We start from the raw sequence: 20,120 nt of genomic DNA, 5'->3' as shown, positions 1-20,120 counted from the left end.
CCTTTCATCCGAGCGAGTCGGGTGGTGGGCGCCCTCACGCAGGGACGTGCACCGTCGACACCCGGCTCGCCACCAACCGCTCCCGCTCCCGCCGGGCCGCCCGCTTCCGCAACCGCAGAATCTGACTCACGCCCAGCACCTGAAGCACGAACACCGACGAGAACGCGACGCTGTAGTCGTCCCCGGTCGCATCCAGCAGCACCCCGACCGCGAACAACGTGGTCATCGAGGCGACGAAGCCCCCCATGTTGGTGATCCCGGACGCCGTACCCTGCCGCTCCGGCGGATTCGCCGGCCGCGCGAAATCGAACCCGATCATCGACGCGGGCCCGCACGCCCCGAGCACCGCGCACATCACCACCAGCAGCCACATCGGCGCCCGCTCCCCGGGATACGCCAGCACCGCCGCCCACAGCAACGCCGTCGCCCCCACGGTCCCCAGCGCGAGCGGCAGCCGCGCCGCATGATGCCGGGCGACGACCTGCCCGTACACCAGACCCACGAGCATGTTCGACAGCACGACGAGCGTGAGCAGTTCCCCGGCACTCGCCCGTGACAGCCCCTGCGCCTGAACCAGGAACGGCAGCCCCCACAGCAGCAGGAACACCATCGCCGGGAACTGTGTGGTGAAGTGCACCCACAGCCCCAGCCGCGTCCCCGGCTCCCGCCACGAGGCGGCGATCTGCCGCCGTACGTATGCCGCCCCCTGATGCGGGAAGGGCTCCGGCTCATGCCCCTCGGGATGGTCCTTGAGGAAGAGCAGCATCAGAACCAGCACCACCACACCGGCGAGCGAACTCCCCGCGAAGGCCGCCGTCCAGCCCACCCCGTGCAGCAGCCGGGCGAGCACCAGCGTCGAGACGAGGTTGCCCGCCATGCCGGCCAGCCCGGCGAGCTGCGCCACCATCGGCCCGCGCCGCGCCGGGAACCAGCGCGTGCCGAGCCGCAGCACGCTGATGAACGTCATCGCGTCACCGCAGCCGAGCAGCGCACGCGAGGCGAGGGCCATGCCGTACGACGACGAGAAGGCGAACCCGAGTTGCCCGGCCGTGAAGAGGACCACGCCGATCGTCAGCACCTTCTTCGTGCCGAGCCGGTCGACCAGCAGGCCCACGGGTATCTGCATGCCCGCGTACACCAGCAGTTGAAGGATCGAGAAGGTGGACAGTGCGGAGGCGCCCACGTCGAACCGCTCGGCCGCGTCGAGGCCGGCGACCCCCAGCGACGTACGGAAGATGACGGCGACGAAGTAGACGGAGACACCTATGCCCCAGACGGCGACGGCACGGCGGCCGCCGGGCGGGTCCCCGGGGAGGACGACGGCGCTCAACGGACCTCACCCCGTGCGAGATGCGAGAACCAGCCGACATGCCGGTGGACGACACCGACGGCCGCTTCCGCGTCTCCGGAGCGCAGAGCGTCGAGAATCTCCTCATGCTCGACGAGTGTCTTGGCGATCCGGTCGGGGTGGGAGTGCATCACGGCGACGCCCATGCGCAGTTGCCGGTCGCGCAGCTGGTCGTACAGCCGGGAGAGGATCTCGTTCCCGCCGCTGCGGACGATCTCGGCGTGGAAGCAGCGGTCGGTGACGGCGGCCGCGGCCAGGTCACCCTCGGCGGCGTGCGCCTTCTGCTCGGCGAGCAGTTCCTCAAGCCGCGCGATGAGCTGCGACGACGCGGGTACGGCCTTCCGCGCGGCGTGCTCCTCGACCAGCAGCCGTGTCTCCACCACGTCCGCGATCTCCTGGGCCGAGACGGGCAGGACCAGCGCGCCCTTCTTCGGGTAGAGCCTGATCAGCCCCTCGACCTCCAGGCGGAGCAACGCCTCCCGCACCGGGGTGCGGGAGACCCCGACGGCCTCGGCGAGTTCGCCCTCGGTGAGGAGGGTGCTGCCCTCATAACGGCGTTCCAGGACGCCTTGCTTGACGTGGGCGTAGACGCGGTCGGCGGCAGGTGGTTGCTTGACGGGTGCGGGCGGGGCTGAGGGCATGGCCACAGCTTAGATACAACACGTACGCATGCGGTCGCTCATTCCAGCATGCGGACGTGATGAGACCCGTCCCAGAAGCCACACAACCTTCTGTGCTACTTACGTGTCACACGTATGCGGCCTGCCTGCTTTGCCTACCAACTCGGCCGCACTTCAGGGGAATTCGACGTATTCGGGGTATTTGAGTTGACAACCGCCATCAAGGGCATCCGTGTCCGCAGAGCCGTCGCCGTCGCCGTCACGACCGGCGCGATGCTCGCCACCGGAGCCCTCACCGCGGCACCGGCACAGGCCGTCACGACGCCCACCATCACGGCCAAGGGCGGATTCGTGATGAACAGCGCCACCGGCACGACCCTCTACACCAAGGCGGGTGACACGAAGCGCCTCACCGCCTCCACGACGAAGATCATGACCGCGAAGGTCGTGCTCTCGCAGTCGAACCTGAACCTGGACGCCAAGGTCACGATCAAGAAGGCGTACAGCGACTACATCGTCTCCAAGGGCGCTTCGTCGGCCCGGCTGATCGTCGGCGACAAGGTCACCGTCCGTCAGCTGCTGTACGGGATGATGCTGCCGTCCGGCTGCGACGCCGCGATGGCGCTCGCCGACAAGTACGGCTCCGGCACGACGGTGTCCGCGCGCGTGAAGTCGTTCATCGGCAAGATGAACACCATGGCCAGGACCCTTGGCATGGCGAACACGCACTTCGACTCGTTCGACGGCATAAGCAATGGCGCCAACTACTCGACGCCGAAGGACCTGACGAAGCTCGCGCGCAGTGCGATGAAGACCTCCGCGTTCCGGGGCGTCGTCAAGACCAAGTCGTACACGGCGAAGACGGTCACGAAGACCGGCTCCACCCGCACGATGGCGGCCTGGAAGAACACCAACACCCTGCTCGGCTGGAACGGCACGCTCGGCATCAAGACCGGCTCCGGCACCGAGGCCAAGTACTGCCTCGTCTTCTCCGCCACGAAGAACGGCGAGTCGGTGGTCGGCGCCGTCCTCACCTCCTCCTCGGCGGCCAACCGCACGACGGACGTACAGAAGCTGATCAACTACGGCTACGCGAAGATCACCTGATACCCGCAGCCTTGAAGCAGCCTTGAAGAAGGGGCCCGCCACGACGTCCTGAGCGGACGGGCGGGCCCCTTTGGCGTTCTCACCCCTCCGGCGTCCCCGGTGCTTTCGCCTTGTCCTCCAGCGGCTGCTCGGTCCAGATCACCTTCCCGCCCCCCGAATAGCGCGTCCCCCACCTCTCCGCGAACTGCGCCACCAGGAACAGCCCCCGCCCGCCCTCGTCCGTCGACGCCGCCCGGCGCAGATGGGGGGCCGTGCTGCTGCCGTCCGAGACCTCGCAGATCAGGGAGCGGTCGCGGATCAGACGGACGTGGATGGGAGGGGTGGCGTGGCGGAGGGCGTTGGTGACCAGCTCGCTGAGGATCAGCTCGGTCGTGAAGGCCTCCTCCGACAGTCCCCAGGCCTGAAGCGTTCGGCCGGCCGCCGCCCGGACCCGCCCCACCGCCGAGGGGTCGGCCGGCACGTCCCAGGCTGCCGTGCGGTCGGCGGCGAGTGTGTGGGTACGGGCGACGACCAGGGCGATGTCGTCGCGCTGCCGGTCGGGCAGCAGGGCGTCGAGGGCCGCGTCGCAGGTCTCCTCCGGCGTCCGCCCGGGGCCGGTCAGTGCGCGGCGCAGCAGCTCCAGGCCCTCGTCGATGTCCCGGCGCTGGTCCTCGACGAGCCCGTCCGTGTAGAGCACGAGACTGCTGCCCTCGGGCAGTCGCACCACCGTCACCTCGAATGGAAGCCCGCCGCTCAGCCCCAGCGGAGGCCCGCCGGGGACGGTGAGGAACTCCGCCTCGCCGTCCGGATGCACGACCGCCGGTTCGAGATGGCCCGCGCGGGAGATGGTGCACACCCCGGACGCGGGGTCGTAGACGGCGTACAGGCAGGTCGCGCCGGTGACCGGCGCGCCCTTCTCCTCGCTGCCGTCCCCGCCCTCGTCCTGGTCGATGCGCGCCACCAACTCGTCCATGTGCCACAGGAGTTCGTCGGGCGGGAGGTCCAGGGTCGAGAAGTTGTCGACGGCCGTCCGCAGCCGGCCCATGGTGGCCGCCGCGTGCAGGCCGTGCCCGACGATGTCCCCCACGACCAGCGCCACCCGCGCGCCGGGCAGCGGGATGACGTCGAACCAGTCTCCGCCGACCCCGCCCTGCGCGGCCTGCGCGGGCAGATAGCGGTAGGCCACCTCCAGGGCGCTCTGGTCGGGCAGGGCCCGCGGCAGCAGGCTGCGCTGGAGGGTGACGGCCATGCCGTGCTCGCGGGTGAAGCGGCGGGCGTTGTCCACGCTGACGGCGGCGCGGGCCACCAGTTCCTCGGCGAGGGAGACGTCCTCCTGCTCGAAGGGCGCCTGCTGGTCGGCGCGCCAGAAGGTGGCCATTCCCATGATGACGCCGCGGGCGCGCAGAGGCACCGCGAGCATCGAGTGGATCCCGAACTCCACCAGTCCCCGGGCCCGTTCGGGATCCTGCACCTGCCACCCGGAGAACGTGGTCATGTCCTCCTCGAGCATCGTCTCCCCGGCGAGGAACCCGGCGGCCTGCGGGGTGGCCGGCACGAAGTGGATCAGCCTGCCGAGCCCGTACAGCGGGCTGCCCTCTTCGACCCCCCGGAACGCGACGCGCCGCATGTCCGTCTCGCCCTCCTTCGGCTCCCCGCCCCGCAGCACGGGATCCGCCAGGTCGACCGTGACGTAGTCGGCGAACCGGGGGACCGCGAAGTCCGCCAGTTCCTGCGAGGTGCGTGTCACGTCGAGGCCGGTGCCGACCTCCAGTCCGGCGTCGTAGAGCAGTCGCAGCCGCTCCTGCGCCACCTCCGCCCGGCCGGTGAGGGACTGGAACTCGGTGGTGTCGCGCAGGGTGGCCACACTGCCGGGCGGGCCGTCGTCGCCCGCGGTGGACCGCTGGCTGACCGCCAGCAGTCGGCCCCGCGTGGGATGCACCTCGTCGGTGGCGTCCCGGCCGGAGGCCAGCAGCCGGGCCAGGTTGCGGCCGATGGCCAGGTCGAGGGTGGGCCGGCCCTCCGCGTCCGGCCCCAGCGCGAGCAGCCGCCGCGCCTCGTCGTTGGCCAGCGCCAGCCGCCCGTCGCCGTCCGTGATCAGCACGCCTTCCCGTACGGCGTGCAGGACGGCGTCGTGATGCTCGTACATCCGGGTCATCTCGGCGGGCCCCAGCCCGTGCGTCTGATGCCGCAGCCGCCTGCTGACCAGGGCGGTTCCGGCGGTGGCGACGACGAGCGCCACGCCGGCCGAGGCGATCACCACAGGCAGCTGGTGCTCGACCACCCCGCGCACGCTGGCCAGCGTCACCCCGGCGGCGACCAGACCGACGACCTTGCCGTCCGCGTCCGTCACGGGGACGACGGCACGCACGGAGGGGCCCAGTGTGCCGGTGAAGGTCTCCCGCACGACTCCGCCCGCCGCGGCCGGGGCGATGTGGCCGATGTAGGGGCGGCCGATCCGGGCGGGGTCCGGGTGGGTGTGGCGGATCCCGTCCGTGGTCATCACCACGACGAAGTCCACGCCGGACGCCTTGCGTACCGCCTCCGCGCGCGGCTGGAGCACCGCGGACGGGTCCGGCCCCGCCAGGGCCGCCACGACGCCCGGCGAGTTCGCGACCGTCTCGGCCACGGCGAGGGAGCGGTTCCGGGCCTCGCGCTCGCTGTCGCTGCGGACCTGGAGCACGACGGCGATCACCGCGGCGACGACGAGGAGTACCACGATCGCCGCCTGGAGCACGAAGACCTGCCGGGCGACGGTGGGGGCGCTCAGCACCGGGCGCAGCCGGTCGAGAAGTCCGGCCATGACTCTTTTGTCTCACATCGCGCGCCGATGTGGACAGCTCGGCAGCGCCCCGAAGGGGCGCGGGGAACTGCGCGACCAGCCCCCACCGGCCCGCGGTGAACGACCGCGTATCCAGCGGAGCGCTCAGTCCGCCTCCCGCTCCTTCTCCGCCAGGTGGATCACGCACACCGCCACCGCGATCAGAAGCGCCGGGTCCGCGTCGTCGCGGACGACATCGACGCCGTACGTATCCCGGATGTGCAGAAAGCGCCGGGAGATCACGGCGAGGAGTTCGCCGTCGTACTCGACGGCGAACTCACGGTCGAGGATCTTGCCGCTGACATCGAGGTCGGTGCCGTCGATCAGGGACACCCGGTAGTGGTTGCGCAGCAGCGACAGCCGCTTGCGCTTGATGCGGGCCAGGAGGTCGCCGTTCCGCTCGATCACCATCGTGTCCCGCAGGGCGAACATCTTCTGATGGATGTCGATGAGGACGCGCCCCTGCGTGTCCTTCAGCTCGAAGGTGTCCCGCAGCCGCATCGCCTTGCCGTCGACGAGGTACACCTTGTTGCCGCGGTCGTCCTCGATCCAGTAGTCGTCACCGAAGCCGAGGAGCCGGTCGCGTACGAGGAATCTCATGAGACGAGGGGTTCCCCGCCGACGGCTCCGAAACGCCGCCGGTAGGCCGACGGGGTACGCCCTGGCCCGACTGTCAGACGCCGTAACCGTCGCTGTACCCGTCGCGCCGATGGTGGTGCCCTTGCTCCTCGACGACCGGCGTCGAAGGTGGCACCACGACTCGCCGGCGTCGCGCGATGCTGCTGAACGTCGTCGTTCCGATCAGCCCGACGATCATCAGGATCACGCCGACCAGGTCGAGGTTGACCCCCTCCATGTTCCAGTCGGTCGCGAACGTGAGGATGGCTCCAACGGCGATGAGGATGATGCATCCGCCGAGGCCCATGAGCTGTCGCCTCCCTTTCCGGTCCGGTCGTTCCGGCCGGCTCGGCGACGGGTACCCGGCCGGGCGGGCGTTACCCCTCCAGGAACGCCACCAGCGCGTTCGCCAGCAGATGCGGGTCGTCCACGCCGCACAGCTCCCGCGCACTGTGCATCGACAGGATCGCCACGCCGATGTCGACGGTCTTGATGCCGTGCCGGGCCGCGGTGATCGGGCCGATGGTCGTGCCGCAGGGCATGGAGTTGTTGGAGACGAAGGACTGGAAGGGGACGCCGGCCCGCTCGCAGGCCGCCGCCCACACCGCACGCCCCGAACCGTCCGTGGCGTAGCGGTTGTTGACGTTCACCTTCAGGATCGGCCCGCCGTTGATGCGCGGGTGGTGCGTCGGGTCGTGCCGCTCCGCGTAGTTGGGGTGGACGGCGTGGCCCGTGTCGGAGGAGAGACAGACGGTGCCCGCGAAGGCGCGCGCCCTGTCCTCGTACGATCCTTGGCGCGCGAACACCGAACGCTCCAGCACGCTGCCGAGCAGCGGCCCGTCCGCGCCGGTGTCCGACTGCGAGCCGTTCTCCTCGTGGTCGAAGGCGGCCAGCACCGGGATGTACGGCAGCTGTCCGCCGCCGGTCGCCGTCGCGGCCAGCGCCGCCGTGCCCGCGTGCACCGACAGCAGGTTGTCCATGCGCGGTCCCGCGACCAGCTCCTTGTCGCGGCCCAGGTACGCCGGCGGTTCCACGGAGTGGACCATCAGGTCCCAGCCGGTGACCTCGCCCGCGGCCAGATTGCTCTCCGCCTCCAGGAAGGCGATCAGATCGCCGTCCCGCACGGTGTCGCTCAGCCCCCAGACCGGCTGGAGATGGCGCTGCTTGTCGAGCTTGAGGCCCTCGGAGGAGACCGAACGGTCCAGGTGGATGGCGAGTTGGGGGACGCGCAGGAGCGGGCGGTCGACGTTCACTAGACGGGTCGAGCCGTCCCTGAGCGTCAGCCGGCCCGCCAGGCCCAGGTCGCGGTCCAGCCAGGAGTTCATCAGCGGGCCGCCGTAGATCTCGACCGCCACCTGCCGCCAGCCGTGCGCCCCGGCGTCCGGCAGCGGCTTGACCCGCAGGTTCGGCGAGTCGGTGTGCGCGCCGACGATCCGGTACGGCGTGTGCGGCGCGGCGCTCTCGGGGACGTACCAGGCGATGATCGCGCCGCCGCGCAGCACGTACTTGCCGCCGCTCGACCCGTCCCAGGCGTCCGTCTCCGCGACCTGCTTGAAGCCGGCCTTCTCCAGCCGCTCGGCGGTGTTCGCCACGGCGTGGTACGGCGTGGGGCTCGCCGCCAGGAAGGTCATGAGGTCGTCGGTGTGGCCGCGGTCGAAGCGGTGGGGTTCGCTCATGGGTTCACCTTAACGACGTACGAGGCTTCCTTGACGACGTACGAAGGCCCGCTCCCGATGACTGGGAACGGGCCCTCGTAAAGGGGGACAAGCGGGCTAGAACGCGGCTTCGTCCAGCTCCATCAGGTCCAGGTCGACGCCCTCGGCGAGCTTGCGCGCGCCGGTGACGCCCGGCAGGACGGTGGCCGCGAAGAACTTCGCCGCCGCAATCTTGCCGGTGTAGAACGCCTTGTCCTTGGCCGAGGCGTTCGGCAGCTTCTCGGCGGCGACCGCGGCGCCCTTGAGGAGCAGGTAGCCGACGACGACGTCACCGGAGGCCATCAGCAGGCGGGTGGTGTTGAGGCCCACCTTGTAGATGTTCTTGACGTCCTGCTCGGTGGCGGCCAGGTCGGTGAGCATCAGGCCGACGATGGCCTCCAGCTCGACGGCGGCCTTGGCCAGCTGCTCGCGGGCGCCGGCCAGCTCCTCGCCGCCGGTGCCGAGCGCGAGGAACTTCTTGATGTCCTCGGCGAGGGAGTTCAGCGCGGAGCCCTGGTTGCGGACGATCTTCCGGAAGAAGAAGTCCTGGCCCTGGATCGCGGTGGTGCCCTCGTACAGGGTGTCGATCTTGGCGTCGCGGATGTACTGCTCGATCGGGTACTCCTGGAGGAATCCGGAGCCGCCGAAGGTCTGAAGCGACTGGGCGAGCTGCTCGTAGCCCTTCTCGGAGCCGTAGCCCTTGACGATCGGCAGGAGCAGGTCGTTCAGCGCGTGCTCGGTCTTGACGTCCTCGCCCGCGGCCTCCTTGACGGCGATCGCGTCCTGGATCGAGGCGGTGTAGAGGACGAGGGCGCGCATGCCCTCGGCGTACGCCTTCTGCGTCATCAGCGAGAGGCGGACGTCCGGGTGGTGGGTGACGGTGACCTTGGGCGCGGCCTTGTCCATGAAGTTGGCGAGGTCCGGACCCTGGACGCGCTCCTTGGCGTACTCAAGGGCGTTGAGGTAGCCGGTGGAGAGCGTCGAGATGGCCTTCGTGCCGACCATCATGCGGGCGAACTCGATGATGCGGAACATCTGGCGGATGCCGTCGTGCTTGTCGCCGATCAGCCAGCCCTTGGCGGGGTGCTGGTCGCCGAAGGTCATCTCGCAGGTGTTGGAGGCCTTCAGGCCCATCTTGTGCTCGACGTTCGTGGCGTAGGCGCCGTTGCGCTCGCCCAGCTCGCCGGTCTCGAAGTCGAAGAGGTACTTCGGCACGAGGAAGAGGGACAGGCCCTTGGTGCCGGGACCGGCGCCCTCGGGACGCGCCAGCACGTAGTGAAGGATGTTCTCCTCCATGTCGTGCTCACCGGAGGTGATGAAGCGCTTCACGCCCTCGATGTGCCAGGAGCCGTCCTCCTGCTGGATCGCCTTGGTGCGCCCGGCGCCCACGTCGGAACCGGCGTCGGGCTCGGTGAGCACCATGGTGGAGCCCCAGGTCCGCTCGACCGCGATCTGCGCGATCTTCTTCTGGACCTCGTTGCCCTCGTCGAAGAGGATCCCGGCGAAGGCCGGACCGGAGGAGTACATCCACACGGCCGGGTTGGCGCCCAGGACCAGCTCCGCGTACGACCAGATCAGCGAAGGGGGAGCAGTGGTGCCGCCGATCTCCTCGGGCAGGCCGAGCCGCCAGTACTCGGAGTCCATGAACGCCTTGTAGCTCTTTTTGAAGGACGCGGGGACCGGCGCGGTGTTGGTCTCCGGGTCGAAGACCGGCGGGTTGCGGTCGGCGTCGGCGAAGGACTCCGCCAGGTCGTTCTCCGCGAGGCGGGTCATCTCGTCGAGGATGGATTTCGCGGTCTCGGCGTCCATCTCTTCGAACGGGCCCGTGCCGTACAGCTTGTCGCGCCCGAGTACTTCGAAGAGGTTGAACTCGATGTCGCGGAGATTCGACTTGTAGTGCCCCATGGCGACGGCTCCGTAAAGAGAGATCGGCGAGGCACTGGATCCTCGCGCTAGTTCACATACCAACAAGTAGCTACTCGATGATGCTACCCGTCGGTAATAAGACGCAACCCCGATCCGGCCATCTGTGACAGGTCACACCGGGACCGTCAGCGTCGCCGTGTACCCCTTCTCCACGCTGCCCTCGACCGCCGCCAGCTGCTGGTCGTAGCCGTCGCTGAAGATGTTGTCCGTCTCCAGGGACAGCTGGCTGAGGTTCTGCACGCTCTGGCTGTAACCGTTCGATGCGTACACCGTGTCGCAGACGTCCTCGGGGAACGCGAGCTGCGAGGTGTTCGTGATGGAGGTGGCGGCGGTGGCGTCCTCAAGGCTGCCGTAGACCTCGAAGTGGATGTGCGGCCAGCGGCCGGTGTAGCAGGCCGGGAAGATGCTCTTGAAGGTGACCTGCCCCTTGTCGTCGGTCTCCTGGACGCCGCGCAGATAGTTCTCCTCGGTGACGCCCTCGGAGTACAGGGAGTAGTTGCCCTCCCGGTCGCAGTGCCAGAGGTAGACGGCCGCGCCCTGTTTCGGGGTGCCGCAGCCGGAGTCCGCGTCGACGACCGTGAGCGTGATGGTCAGGGGCACGCCCTCGGCGGTGCCGCCCGCGGAGTCGCCGAAGCTCTTCGTGATGTCGCTGCGGACGACACCGCTCTCCTTGAGGACGTTCACGCCGTTGGAGCCGTCGCCGGGGTAGGGGCCGGCGGTCTCGTTCGGGATCGTCGCGCAGTCGGCGGACGAGGAGGAGGACGATGACGAGGAGGAGGACGCGGTCGATGACGAGGCGGAGGAGGGGGACACGGCGGTCTCGTCCTCGGAGCTGCATCCCACCAGCGGTATCAGGCTCGCCCCGGCCATCAGCCGGATCATGCGGCGGCGGGCGAGGACGGGAAGGTCGTAAGAGAGCCCTCTGTCGTGCTCGTGGACCTCGTCGTCGTGGTGTCGGTGCATGGCTGTCCCCTCGCTGGTGTGCCGTTTCCGGTGCCCCCCTGGGCACGACAGACGTTATGAGCGTCAGCTGTGGGAAACCAGGACGGTGGCTGTCGGGTCGCTGTCGGTTTGCCAGGACACCCGTACCGGCCCGTATGCCCCGGGGCTCTCGGTACGCTTGCGCCCATGTACGGCTACGACCAGAACGCCGGTGCCCAACAGGGTTACGTCCCCCCGCAGCAGCCGATGCCCGGCGGGTACGGGCAGCAGCAGTCTCCGCTCTACCCCGAGCCGTCTCCACCCTCCCTTGCGGACGCGGTGCGTGCCTTCACCACGGGACAGGTGTCCGCCGAGGACTTCCAGCAGGTCTTCGCGACGTCGAAGGTCTACTGCCCGCGCGGTGACAACCCCGGCTTCCTCGCCCTGCACAACACCCAGCAGCCGGTGATCCCGATGTTCACCTCGCTCAAGGAACTGCGCCGGTACGCGGGCAAGGAGTCCAAGTACTTCGTGATCACCGGCGCCGAGGTGATCGACCTGCTGCCGACCGGCTACGGCTTCGTCCTGGACATGGAGGGCGAGCACCGGATGGTGTTCGACGCGAAGGCGGTCGAGCAGATGGTGGAGTTCGCGATGCGGCGGATGTACGGGTAGACGCCGCCCGTTGGCGGGAAGCCCCGGTCGCAAAATCTCCACTCGATTGTCACAGCCATGCCATAGAGTTGCCCCCGGCAGCCGCGCCCCGTACGTCACCGCCTCCAGGCGGTTCACGTCCGGGTGCCGCGCGGCGCTCTCATCTCCCGGCGAACCCGGGATTTCTTGTGGGGGTTTCACTACTGTGCGCATGCGCAGCACTTCGGCCGCGACGGCACTCGCGGTCCTCTTCAGCTCGGTGGCGCTGACCGCCGTATCGGCCGGGACGGCATCGGCTGCGACCGTCACGGTCGGTTCGCCCGGGGGCATCGTCGTGAGCGACACGCTCAAGCGGGTCTTCGTGGGCGACGACACGAACGACAGGATCGTCGCCGCCGACTACAACGGCAACCGCGTCGACTCGGTGGACGGCATCGACGGCATCTTCGACCTGGCGCTCTCCGACGACGGCACCACCCTGTACGCCACGGCCCGGGTCAGCCACGAGATCGTGGCCCTCGACGCGGCCACCCTCGACGTGAAGGCCCGCTACCCGGTCGCCACCAACACGGGCCCCATACACGTCGAGTTCGCCGGCGGAAAGGTCTGGTTCTCGTACGGCGACCAGTGGGACGGCGACCTGGGCTCCGTCGACCCGGCGGTGGACCCGGCGAGCGGCACCGACCCGGTGGCGCTCGTCCAGCTCCCGACCGAGGGAACGGGGTCCGGCCTGTGGGGGCAGGCCCTGCTGGACACCGACCCGCTGCGGCCGGGCCTGCTGGCCGTCGGTGAGACCGGGGACTCCACCGGCACCGAGGCCGTCCTCGACGTGTCGAGCGGCACGCCCAAGGTGACCGCCTGGCACGACACCTCGTACGCCCTGAACGACGGCGTCGGGGACATCGACCTCGTCGCGGGCAGCGATCAGGCGCTCGTCAACGGCACCGACCGGCACGCCTACGCGAACGGAACCTTCGCCAAGGCCGGTGCCTACCCGGCCGGACAGCGGGCCGACGTCGGCAGGAGCGGCCTGATCGCTCAGATCTCGGGCACCAAGGTCGCGGTCTACCGGCCCAACGGCACGCAGCCGGTACGCACGTACAGCGCCGGCACGTGGGGCGCGGCCGACGTGGCCTGGGCCCCGGACTCCTCCCGGGTGTTCGCCCTGGTGAGCTCGTCCGGCGGCTACACCCTCAAGGCACTCACCGACCCGACGCTGAACGTCCCCACCCTCACGGTCAACGCCCCGGCCACCGCCACCCGCGCCAAGCAGCTCACGGTCACCGGCAAGCTCTCGGCGACGATTCCGCTGCCCTCCGGCGCCAAGCTCGCGGTCACCCGCACCGACCTGGAGAGCCCGAACGGCAAGGCGCTTCCGGCTGTCACGGTGAAGGCGGACGGCACCTACTCCTTCACGGACACCCCGCCGGCCGGCGGCAAGGTCACCTACAAGGTCTCCTACGCGGGCGACTCCACACACACGACGGCCGGCGCCTCCGACACCGTCGAGGTGTCCCGCGCCTCGACCTCCCTGAGCCTGAACAACAACGGCAAGCTGTACAACTACGGCGCCGACGTCAAGTTCACCGCGCACCTCGGTACGACGTACAAGAACCGCTCGGTTCAGATCTACGCAGACCCCTTCGGCGGCGACAAGCCGAAGAAGCTGATCAAGTCCGGCAAGGTCAACTCCGCCGGCGACATCAGTGTGTGGGTGGACATGACCCGCGACACGGCCGTGACCGCGGTCTTCTCGGGCGACGCCCGCTACAAGCCGAAGACGGTCAAGGTCACGGCGTACGCCAGGGTCAAGGTCTCCACCGCCGTCTCCAAGCACTACAAGACGGCGAAGATCGGCTCGACGTCGTACCACTGGTTCCACAAGAACACCGACCCGCTGCTCACCACGACGATGAGCTACTACCCGGGCCGTCAGCAGCGCTTCGATCTCCAGGTCTACTACCAGGGCTCGTGGTACTCGGCGGGCTCGGAGTACTTCCCGATCGGTACGAACGGGAAGTCGGCCGTCAGCCTTGAGGCACCCGGTGAGTCGGGCATCCGGGCGCGGATGCGGTCGGTGTACGTCAACGGCTCGTCCGGCGACACCGTGAACTCGACGACGTACGGGGCCTGGAAGTACCTGTACTTCAGCAACTGACGCGGGCCCCGGTCCGCACGGCGCAGCCCGGAGGGAATGTCCTCCGGGCTTTCGTCGTTCTGGGGTGGCAGGAAGTTCAATGCTCAACTAAACTGGCCGCACAAGGAGGTACCGACATGCCTGCAGTGACCGTCGAGAACCCGCTGACGCTGCCCCGCGTGGCCGCGCCGGCCGAGGGCGTGGCACGTCCCGTGCTCACCGTCACGACCGCGCCGGGCGGTTTCGAGGGTGAGGGCTTCCCGGTGCGCCGGGCGTTCGCCGGGATCAACTACCGCCATCTCGACCCGTTCATCATGATGGACCAGATGGGCGAGGTGGATTATGGGGCAAATGAGCCAAAAGGTACGCCGTGGCATCCTCACCGTGGCTTCGAGACCGTCACGTACATCATTGACGGCACCTTCATTCACCAGGACTCCAACGGTGGCGGTGGCACCATCACGAACGGGGACACTCAATGGATGACAGCGGGCTCCGGCCTGCTGCACATCGAGACCCCGCCCGAGTCGCTGGTGAAGTCCGGTGGGCTGTTCCACGGGCTTCAGCTCTGGGTCAATCTGCCGGCCAAGGACAAGATGAAGGACCCGCGCTACCAGGACATCCGCGGTGGCCAGGTACAGCTTCTGACCACGCCGGACGGCGGTGCGCTGCTGCGGGTGATCGCGGGTGAGCTGGACGGCCACCAGGGGCCGGGCATCACGCACACGCCGATCACGATGATCCACGCGACGCTGGCGCCGGGTGCGGAGATCACGCTGCCGTGGAGTGAGGACTACAACGCCCTCGCGTATGTCCTTGCAGGACGCGGCAGCGTCGGTGCGGAGCGCCGTCCGATCCACCTGGGCCAGACCGCCGTCTTCGGCTCCGGCTCTTCTCTGACCGTGCGTGCGGACGAGAAGCAGGACTCCAACGCGCCGGACTTGGAGGTCGTAATCCTGGGCGGGCAGCCGATCCGTGAGCCGATGGCGCACTACGGCCCGTTCGTGATGAACACCCGCGAGGAGTTGCAGCAGGCCTTCGAGGACTTCCAGAAGGGCCGGCTGGGGACGATCCCGGCCGTGCACGGGATGTCCGAGGGGGGACTGTAGCCACTTGGCAGATCGTCGGCCGGTTCGGAGGCCGGCCGACGAAGTCCTGCTCCAGGCCGTTGTTCAGGCGGACTCGCGCAACTTCTCGATGTCCGGCAAGTCGTCGAGAGTTACGCCTCCTGCCCAGGTGATAGTGACGCGCGACACGGTGGGCACGCCTTGTCCGGCGTGCTGGTATGCCTTGCAGACCTCCACACGGTCTAGGAAGAGCCGGAAGAAGGCGCGTCTGTCGTCTCGGGTGGCCTGGTGCCACCAGGAGCCCTGACCGATGGGGTCCGAGCCGTCACGCGGTAGCCATGCGGAGCAAGGTAGTTGGACTTGTTTGCTGTTCCCGAGCTCTGCGATGCGGGCGTCAAGTGCCTTCATGTGCTTCGCGAGGCCACGCTCGGTCTTGTCCCACTGGTCTTGAGCGACGGCGTCGGCGAATCCGCCTTTGAGCAGGGTGTGTTGCTTGTCCGCATGGTGCTTCTGGAGTGAGTGCCGCAGGTTCGCGCGTTCGGCCAAGAGGCGATCTCGTTCTTGCGTGACTTGTGAGGACTCCTGCTGCTCTTGTTCATGCGCATACCGTGCCGACGCGTGTGCGAGAACGGTCATGGTCGCTTCATCGCCCTGGGCTGTCGCGATCACAGCGAGAACCCGGCGGGCGACATACTTCTCGATGCCCTTTGCACCGATGGTCACCTCACCCATGTGCTGGCCCGGCTTCACGGCCCGGCGGCGGCATCGGTAGTGCTTCTTGGAGCCGGTTCCGCCGTGCGTCATGGACGACCCGCACTCGCAGTACAGGAGTTTCATCGCCGACAGGACCCCTGAGGGTTCGCTCTGCCAGTCCCCACCGCCGGGGTGACGGTCGATGACCCACTTCTGTACGCGGTACCAACGCTCAGGGCTGACGATCGGCTCGTACGCCGGTACGGGATTGCCGCTGTCGTCCCGGATGATCCGGTACTCGGTGATCTTATTGCTCGGTGTGCCGTCACGGCGGAAGCCGTACACACTCTCACAGGCGAGCCCGGCGATACGCGGGTCCGTCAGGATGCGCTTCACAGTCTTGCCGTCCCAGGGCGCGTCGGCGTGCTGTTGCGCCGCCTTCTTGCCGCGGGTCAGGTGTCCTTCGGCTTCGAGACGGCGGGCGAGCTTCCAGCACGAGCCGGACATGGCGTCCGTCGCGATCCACTCCTCGACGATCTCCACGATGCGGCGGACGACCGGTGCTTCGTGCTCGTCGTCAGGGGTGAGGATCTTGACACTGACCGGTTTGCTGTCGGCGGACCTGCGTGTCTCGCGGATGAGGGTGAAGCCGAAGGGAGCCTTGCCCGTGTAGCCGCCCAAGCTGGTCTCCAGGGCCTTGGCTGCCTTGACGGCGTGGCTCTTGTTCAGGCTCTCTTCGTGGTTGGCCTGAAGCTTGAACAGGAGCTCCATGAGAGCGAGTGGGTTGTCGGTGTGGAACTCGCGGTGCTCGCCGACGCTGATGATGCGAACCCGGCTCGTGAGCAGCGGGCGCAGTTCGTCGTACGTCTCTGCGGCGTTCTTCCGGCTGAGCCGAGACATGTAATGCACCATGATCACGTTGATGCGGCCGGCTCGTACGTCGCGCAGCAGCCGTTCGTAAGCGGGGCGCTCCACGTTCTTGAAGGCGCTGATCCCCAGGTCCTCGTACACCTCGACGTGAGCCGGTGGGACGTCCCATTGGGCCAGGGCCTTCATGCACTCTTCGTGTTGAGCTGCGGTGCTGGCCTCGCTGCCGGTGGTGCGACGCTCGGATTGGCGTAGGTACACACCCACGTGGATTGCCATGCCGGTCACAGCTACGAGGCGTGCGGGAGCGGGCAGGGCAACGTTAGAGTCGCTGTTATCCATGAGATCGGTCCGTTCGATCCTGTGGTGAGACCCCGGCGGGTGCTGGTAACACCCGACCGGGGTTGTTTGTTACAGCGAACGCTAAGTGATCGCGACGGAGTGTCGCAGCCGATTGCGAAAAGTGATCTGTGCTGGTGTGCTCGGCAGTTGGCGTGTGGGCAGGATGGGAGGTTGGGTTCAACTTCCCGCCCATTTCACGCAAAAGGGTCTCGGATACCGGGGCTTGGAGCTCGGGCTCAGGCTCCGTTGCCGTGCGCGTGTGCAACGAAGGCCGACCAGGCGTCGGTGGACACGCTGAAGCGGGGGCTTCGAGCGCCGAGCTTGACGCCGATCGGGATCGAGATGACCAGGGCGAGAGCGGCAAGCGCGCCGAAGAGCAGACAGAAATCGGCGTCGCGCAATGCGATCATCAATGCCCACGCGCCTGCCGCCACGAGACAGACCAGGACGCACACCAGGACCAGCAGCCAACGCCAGCCGTCAGGGCCCTCGACGACCGCCCACGACATGCCTGCCACCCCTCCGGCGAACAGTGACGGCAGCCCGATCACAGACCGAAGCGTGGGACCGTCGTGCACATGAGGCGCCTCCCAGCGGCGCGGGTCAGCTGCCGGCCCGCACACCCCCTCGCGGTGTGAGACGCACCCGCGCCGGCCCCGTCGCCTGGAGGGTGATTCCGGCGGACACCGGGACCTCGGTGTCGACCGCGTGGAGGTCGTACGACCGTAGGAGCGCCGCCAGGGCGAGCACCGACTCCAGCATCGAGAAGTGCTGGCCGATGCAGGCCCGAGGGCCGCCGCCGAAGGGGAACCATGCGTAACGGTGCCGGGCCGCCTCGCGTTCGGGGGTGAAGCGGTGGGGGTCGAAGTGTTCCGGGTCGTCCCAGAGGTCCGGGTGGCGGTGGGTCACCCAGGGGAAGACCAGCACGTCGGCGCCGGCGGGGATGAGGTGGCCGTCGATCTCGGCCTCTTCGACCGACCTTCGGCCCACCACCGGGGCGGCCGGATACAGTCGCATCGCCTCCTTCAGCACCATGGTCAGGTAGGGGAGTTGGGCCAGATCGGTGGCGGAGGCCTCCCTTCCGTCCGTTAGTCGATCCACCTCCTCGTGTGCTCGCGCCCTCGCCTCCGGGTGCCGGGCCAGCAGGTGGAGAGCGAACGCCATGGACGTCGCCGTCGTCTCGTGACCCGCCACCAGGAAGACCACGACCTGGTCGCGGATCTCGGCGGCGTCGAGGCTGCCGTCCTCCTCGCTGTTCGCCACGGCGAGGAGGGAGAGCAGGTCGTCGCCGGTGGGCTCGTCCTTGGCTCGGCGTTCGGCGATGATCCGGTCGCAGACCGCGTACACCGCGCGGGTCGCCGCTTCGGCGCGCCGGTTGGCCGGGGTGGGCCAGGTGCGGGGCGGGTTGAGAGGTGAGTAGCCGCGTTGCGTCACATAGGCGTTGACGACGGGGAAGTTGTGGTGGATGACGTCCACGGCGGCTTCGACGTCGGCGCCGAAGAGGATGCGGGAGACGGTGCGCAGGGCGAGCCGGTCCATCTCGCGTACGACGTCCACCTCGGGTGAGTCGGACTCCCGCCAGCGCTCCACCGTGGCGGCGGCCTCCAGCGCGATCGCGCTCGCGTATCCGTCCACCCGGCGTTTGGTGAACAGCGGCTGGATCAGGCGGCGTTGGCGCAGGTAGTCGGCGTCCTGGCTGGTGACCAGGCTGTTGCCGGCGGAGAGGCGCAGTTCCTCGTAGAACTGGTTGTCCTTGCGGAAGTTGGCGGCCTGGGAGGCCAGCACCTGCTGGGCGCCCTCGGCGGAGAACACGCAGTAGACGACGGTACGGAGTCCGGGCGGGCCCGCGTGGATACGGACCACGTCGCCGTACTCCCGCCGCGCACGGAGGAAGGCCCCCAGCGCGTCACGCCGCAGGTCGAGCGCCGAGCCGAGCAGCGGGAGGCCCTTGGGGCCGGGTATCTCGGTGATGACGGTGGCCATGCCTCCATCATCACGGCTCAGGCCCGGCGGCGGATCCCCCTGGGGTGAGGCTGGGCGTGCGGGCGTCAGCGGGGGTGGATGCGGTCGTCGGCTGCTTCGACCTCCTGGCCGAAGACGTCGTCTTCGACTACGTGATCTCCGTTCCCGGATACCCGCGACGAGTTGAGGGACGCCGGGCCGTGGCCGAGCTGTACCGCGGCTACGGCAGCACCATGATCCTGCGGAGCGCGCTGCACCCGTCCTCCTTTCGGCCCCTCCTGAGGCGACATCCCGTCTGACGCATGATCAGGTGGGCCCGTGCAACTGCTTCCCGAGCCCGTCCGCCGTTTCGCGGCCTGGTGTGTTGTCGTGCTGCTCGTCGCCGGGGTCGGGTGGGTGGGGGTGGTGCTGTGCGGGGAACTGCGTACGGCCGTCGTGCCGGTGCTGCTGGCTCTTCTCGGTACCGCGCTCCTCGGGCCGCTGCACCGGCGGCTGGTGAAGGCGCGGGTCAACCGGTCCGTCGCTGCCGCCGTGACCTGCGTCGCGGTCGTTGCTGTCGTCGGTGGGGCCGTGTACATCGTGGTGGCCGCGCTCGTCGACAGCGGGGACGAGATCGTCGCCTCGCTGAAGGAGGCGGGGCAGTCGCTCACCGAGCACTTCGGGGCGGCGGGGACCTCGCTGGAGGACCTCGCGTCCAACGCGAAGGAGCTGCTCACCAAGTTCGGCGGGACCGCCGCGTCCGGTGTCATCAGCGGGGTCAGTGTGGTGGGCGAGACGATCGCCATTGCCGTACTGGCGCTGTTTCTCGTCTTCTTCTTCCTACGTGACTCCCACAAGGCCGCAGGCGGCCTGCGCGCCATCGCCCCGCACGCTGCCGCCGACACCGTCGAGGCCATGGCGCGGCGGGCCTTCGAGGCGGTCGAGGGGTTCATGCGCGGGACGACCTTCATCGCGCTGATCGACGCCGTCTGCATCACGGTCGGTCTGCTGGTCCTGGACGTTCCGGGCGCGGTCGGTCTCGGCGCCCTGGTCTTCGTCGGCGCCTACATCCCCTACCTCGGCGCCTTCCTCTCCGGCGCCGTCGCCGTGCTGGTCGCGCTGGCCGACCGCGGGTTCGTCATCGCGCTGTGGGCGCTGGGTGTCGTCCTCGCCGTACAGGTGCTGGAGGGACATGTCCTCCAGCCGATGATCCAGAGCCGGACCGTGCAGATGCACCCGGCGTTGGTGATGGTGACGATCACCGCGGGCGCGTCCGTGGCCGGAGTCCTCGGCATGCTGCTGGCGGTGCCGCTGACGGCGGCCGCCTTCGGGGTCGTACAGGAACTGCGGACGCGGTACGGGGCTGCCGAGCCGCCGGATTCCTAGGC

The 20,120-nt window shown here is 68.8% G+C and carries 17 protein-coding genes; 6 read left to right on the top strand and 11 right to left on the bottom strand.

The window, feature by feature from the left end; translation table 11 throughout:
* Nucleotides 1-34: 34 nt before the first annotated feature.
* Both KCH87_RS08745 and KCH87_RS08740 read right to left on the bottom strand, forming a co-directional pair.
* The gene (locus tag KCH87_RS08745) at nucleotides 35-1,330 is read right to left on the bottom strand and encodes a nitrate/nitrite transporter (protein ID WP_210585345.1); all 1,296 of its coding nucleotides are present in this window, start codon (nucleotides 1,328-1,330) and stop codon (nucleotides 35-37) included.
* The gene (locus tag KCH87_RS08740; protein WP_210585344.1) at nucleotides 1,327-1,989 is read right to left on the bottom strand and encodes a GntR family transcriptional regulator; all 663 of its coding nucleotides are present in this window, start codon (nucleotides 1,987-1,989) and stop codon (nucleotides 1,327-1,329) included. Before KCH87_RS08740 ends, KCH87_RS08745 begins: the two co-directional genes overlap by 4 nt.
* Nucleotides 1,990-2,175: 186 nt before the next feature.
* Here KCH87_RS08740 and KCH87_RS08735 point away from each other — a divergent pair, with 186 nt between their 5' ends.
* Complete coding sequence (locus KCH87_RS08735; protein ID WP_247195899.1) at nucleotides 2,176-3,075, top strand: D-alanyl-D-alanine carboxypeptidase family protein; 900 nt, start codon at nucleotides 2,176-2,178, stop codon at nucleotides 3,073-3,075.
* Nucleotides 3,076-3,154: 79 nt separating this feature from the next.
* On the opposite strand, the gene KCH87_RS08730 is transcribed toward KCH87_RS08735, so the two are convergent.
* The 6 genes from KCH87_RS08730 to KCH87_RS08705 all read right to left on the bottom strand — a co-directional run bounded on the left by KCH87_RS08730 (nucleotide 3,155) and on the right by KCH87_RS08705 (nucleotide 11,073).
* Nucleotides 3,155-5,854 (bottom strand): SpoIIE family protein phosphatase, encoded by a 2,700-nt coding sequence (locus KCH87_RS08730; RefSeq protein WP_210585342.1) that lies wholly within the window; start codon nucleotides 5,852-5,854, stop codon nucleotides 3,155-3,157.
* Between the two features lie 123 nt (nucleotides 5,855-5,977).
* Nucleotides 5,978-6,472, bottom strand: coding sequence for an LURP-one-related/scramblase family protein (locus KCH87_RS08725; protein WP_210585341.1), 495 nt, complete (start codon nucleotides 6,470-6,472; stop codon nucleotides 5,978-5,980).
* A gap of 73 nt (nucleotides 6,473-6,545) precedes the next feature.
* Nucleotides 6,546-6,797, bottom strand: coding sequence for a DUF6458 family protein (locus KCH87_RS08720; RefSeq protein WP_210585340.1), 252 nt, complete (start codon nucleotides 6,795-6,797; stop codon nucleotides 6,546-6,548).
* A gap of 70 nt (nucleotides 6,798-6,867) precedes the next feature.
* Nucleotides 6,868-8,166, bottom strand: coding sequence for a M18 family aminopeptidase (locus KCH87_RS08715; RefSeq protein WP_210585339.1), 1,299 nt, complete (start codon nucleotides 8,164-8,166; stop codon nucleotides 6,868-6,870).
* Nucleotides 8,167-8,262: 96 nt separating this feature from the next.
* Complete coding sequence (locus KCH87_RS08710) at nucleotides 8,263-10,089, bottom strand: acyl-CoA dehydrogenase (protein WP_210585338.1); 1,827 nt, start codon at nucleotides 10,087-10,089, stop codon at nucleotides 8,263-8,265.
* Between the two features lie 132 nt (nucleotides 10,090-10,221).
* Nucleotides 10,222-11,073: an intradiol ring-cleavage dioxygenase gene (locus KCH87_RS08705; RefSeq protein WP_210585337.1), complete on the bottom strand. Its 852-nt coding sequence runs from the start codon at nucleotides 11,071-11,073 to the stop codon at nucleotides 10,222-10,224.
* Between the two features lie 165 nt (nucleotides 11,074-11,238).
* Between KCH87_RS08705 and KCH87_RS08700 the strand changes: the two genes are divergently transcribed.
* The 3 genes from KCH87_RS08700 (at nucleotide 11,239) to KCH87_RS08690 (ending at nucleotide 14,931) form a co-directional block, all read left to right on the top strand.
* Nucleotides 11,239-11,706 (top strand): SseB family protein, encoded by a 468-nt coding sequence (locus tag KCH87_RS08700; protein WP_210585336.1) that lies wholly within the window; start codon nucleotides 11,239-11,241, stop codon nucleotides 11,704-11,706.
* 190 nt (nucleotides 11,707-11,896) lie between these two features.
* Nucleotides 11,897-13,843, top strand: coding sequence for a YncE family protein (locus KCH87_RS08695; protein ID WP_210585335.1), 1,947 nt, complete (start codon nucleotides 11,897-11,899; stop codon nucleotides 13,841-13,843).
* 116 nt (nucleotides 13,844-13,959) lie between these two features.
* The gene (locus KCH87_RS08690; RefSeq protein WP_210585334.1) at nucleotides 13,960-14,931 is read left to right on the top strand and encodes a pirin family protein; all 972 of its coding nucleotides are present in this window, start codon (nucleotides 13,960-13,962) and stop codon (nucleotides 14,929-14,931) included.
* Between the two features lie 63 nt (nucleotides 14,932-14,994).
* Here KCH87_RS08690 and KCH87_RS08685 read toward each other — a convergent pair whose 3' ends face one another.
* From KCH87_RS08685 to KCH87_RS08675, 3 genes are all read right to left on the bottom strand, one after another.
* On the bottom strand, nucleotides 14,995-16,728 hold the full coding sequence (locus KCH87_RS08685; protein WP_210585333.1) for a recombinase family protein: 1,734 nt from the start codon (nucleotides 16,726-16,728) through the stop codon (nucleotides 14,995-14,997).
* A 299-nt stretch (nucleotides 16,729-17,027) separates the two neighbouring features.
* Nucleotides 17,028-17,342 carry a hypothetical protein gene (locus KCH87_RS08680; RefSeq protein WP_210585332.1) on the bottom strand — a complete coding sequence of 105 codons (315 nt, stop codon included), beginning with the start codon at nucleotides 17,340-17,342 and terminating at the stop codon, nucleotides 17,028-17,030.
* A 52-nt stretch (nucleotides 17,343-17,394) separates the two neighbouring features.
* The gene (locus KCH87_RS08675; RefSeq protein ID WP_210585331.1) at nucleotides 17,395-18,774 is read right to left on the bottom strand and encodes a cytochrome P450; all 1,380 of its coding nucleotides are present in this window, start codon (nucleotides 18,772-18,774) and stop codon (nucleotides 17,395-17,397) included.
* A gap of 56 nt (nucleotides 18,775-18,830) precedes the next feature.
* Between KCH87_RS08675 and KCH87_RS08670 the strand changes: the two genes are divergently transcribed.
* Nucleotides 18,831-19,052 (top strand): hypothetical protein, encoded by a 222-nt coding sequence (locus KCH87_RS08670; RefSeq protein WP_210585330.1) that lies wholly within the window; start codon nucleotides 18,831-18,833, stop codon nucleotides 19,050-19,052.
* A gap of 19 nt (nucleotides 19,053-19,071) precedes the next feature.
* Complete coding sequence (locus tag KCH87_RS08665; protein ID WP_210585329.1) at nucleotides 19,072-20,118, top strand: AI-2E family transporter; 1,047 nt, start codon at nucleotides 19,072-19,074, stop codon at nucleotides 20,116-20,118.
* The last annotated feature ends 2 nt before the right edge of the window (nucleotides 20,119-20,120 follow it).

Origin of the sequence: Streptomyces sp. GESEQ-35, assembly GCF_017948485.1 — a bacterium.
Taxonomy (GTDB): domain Bacteria; phylum Actinomycetota; class Actinomycetes; order Streptomycetales; family Streptomycetaceae; genus Streptomyces.
This window is presented reverse-complemented; position numbering and strand designations above follow the sequence as displayed.

Coding starts and splice junctions, on each gene's coding strand:
- KCH87_RS08740 (WP_210585344.1), bottom strand. CDS start 1,989: ATGCCCTCAGCCCCGCCCGCACCCGTCAAGCAACCACCTGCCGCCGAC.
- KCH87_RS08730 (WP_210585342.1), bottom strand. CDS start 5,854: ATGGCCGGACTTCTCGACCGGCTGCGCCCGGTGCTGAGCGCCCCCACC.
- KCH87_RS08725 (WP_210585341.1), bottom strand. CDS start 6,472: ATGAGATTCCTCGTACGCGACCGGCTCCTCGGCTTCGGTGACGACTAC.
- KCH87_RS08720 (WP_210585340.1), bottom strand. CDS start 6,797: ATGGGCCTCGGCGGATGCATCATCCTCATCGCCGTTGGAGCCATCCTC.
- KCH87_RS08715 (WP_210585339.1), bottom strand. CDS start 8,166: ATGAGCGAACCCCACCGCTTCGACCGCGGCCACACCGACGACCTCATG.
- KCH87_RS08710 (WP_210585338.1), bottom strand. CDS start 10,089: ATGGGGCACTACAAGTCGAATCTCCGCGACATCGAGTTCAACCTCTTC.
- KCH87_RS08705 (WP_210585337.1), bottom strand. CDS start 11,073: ATGCACCGACACCACGACGACGAGGTCCACGAGCACGACAGAGGGCTC.
- KCH87_RS08700 (WP_210585336.1), top strand. CDS start 11,239: ATGTACGGCTACGACCAGAACGCCGGTGCCCAACAGGGTTACGTCCCC.
- KCH87_RS08695 (WP_210585335.1), top strand. CDS start 11,897: ATGCGCAGCACTTCGGCCGCGACGGCACTCGCGGTCCTCTTCAGCTCG.
- KCH87_RS08690 (WP_210585334.1), top strand. CDS start 13,960: ATGCCTGCAGTGACCGTCGAGAACCCGCTGACGCTGCCCCGCGTGGCC.
- KCH87_RS08685 (WP_210585333.1), bottom strand. CDS start 16,728: ATGGCAATCCACGTGGGTGTGTACCTACGCCAATCCGAGCGTCGCACC.
- KCH87_RS08675 (WP_210585331.1), bottom strand. CDS start 18,774: ATGGCCACCGTCATCACCGAGATACCCGGCCCCAAGGGCCTCCCGCTG.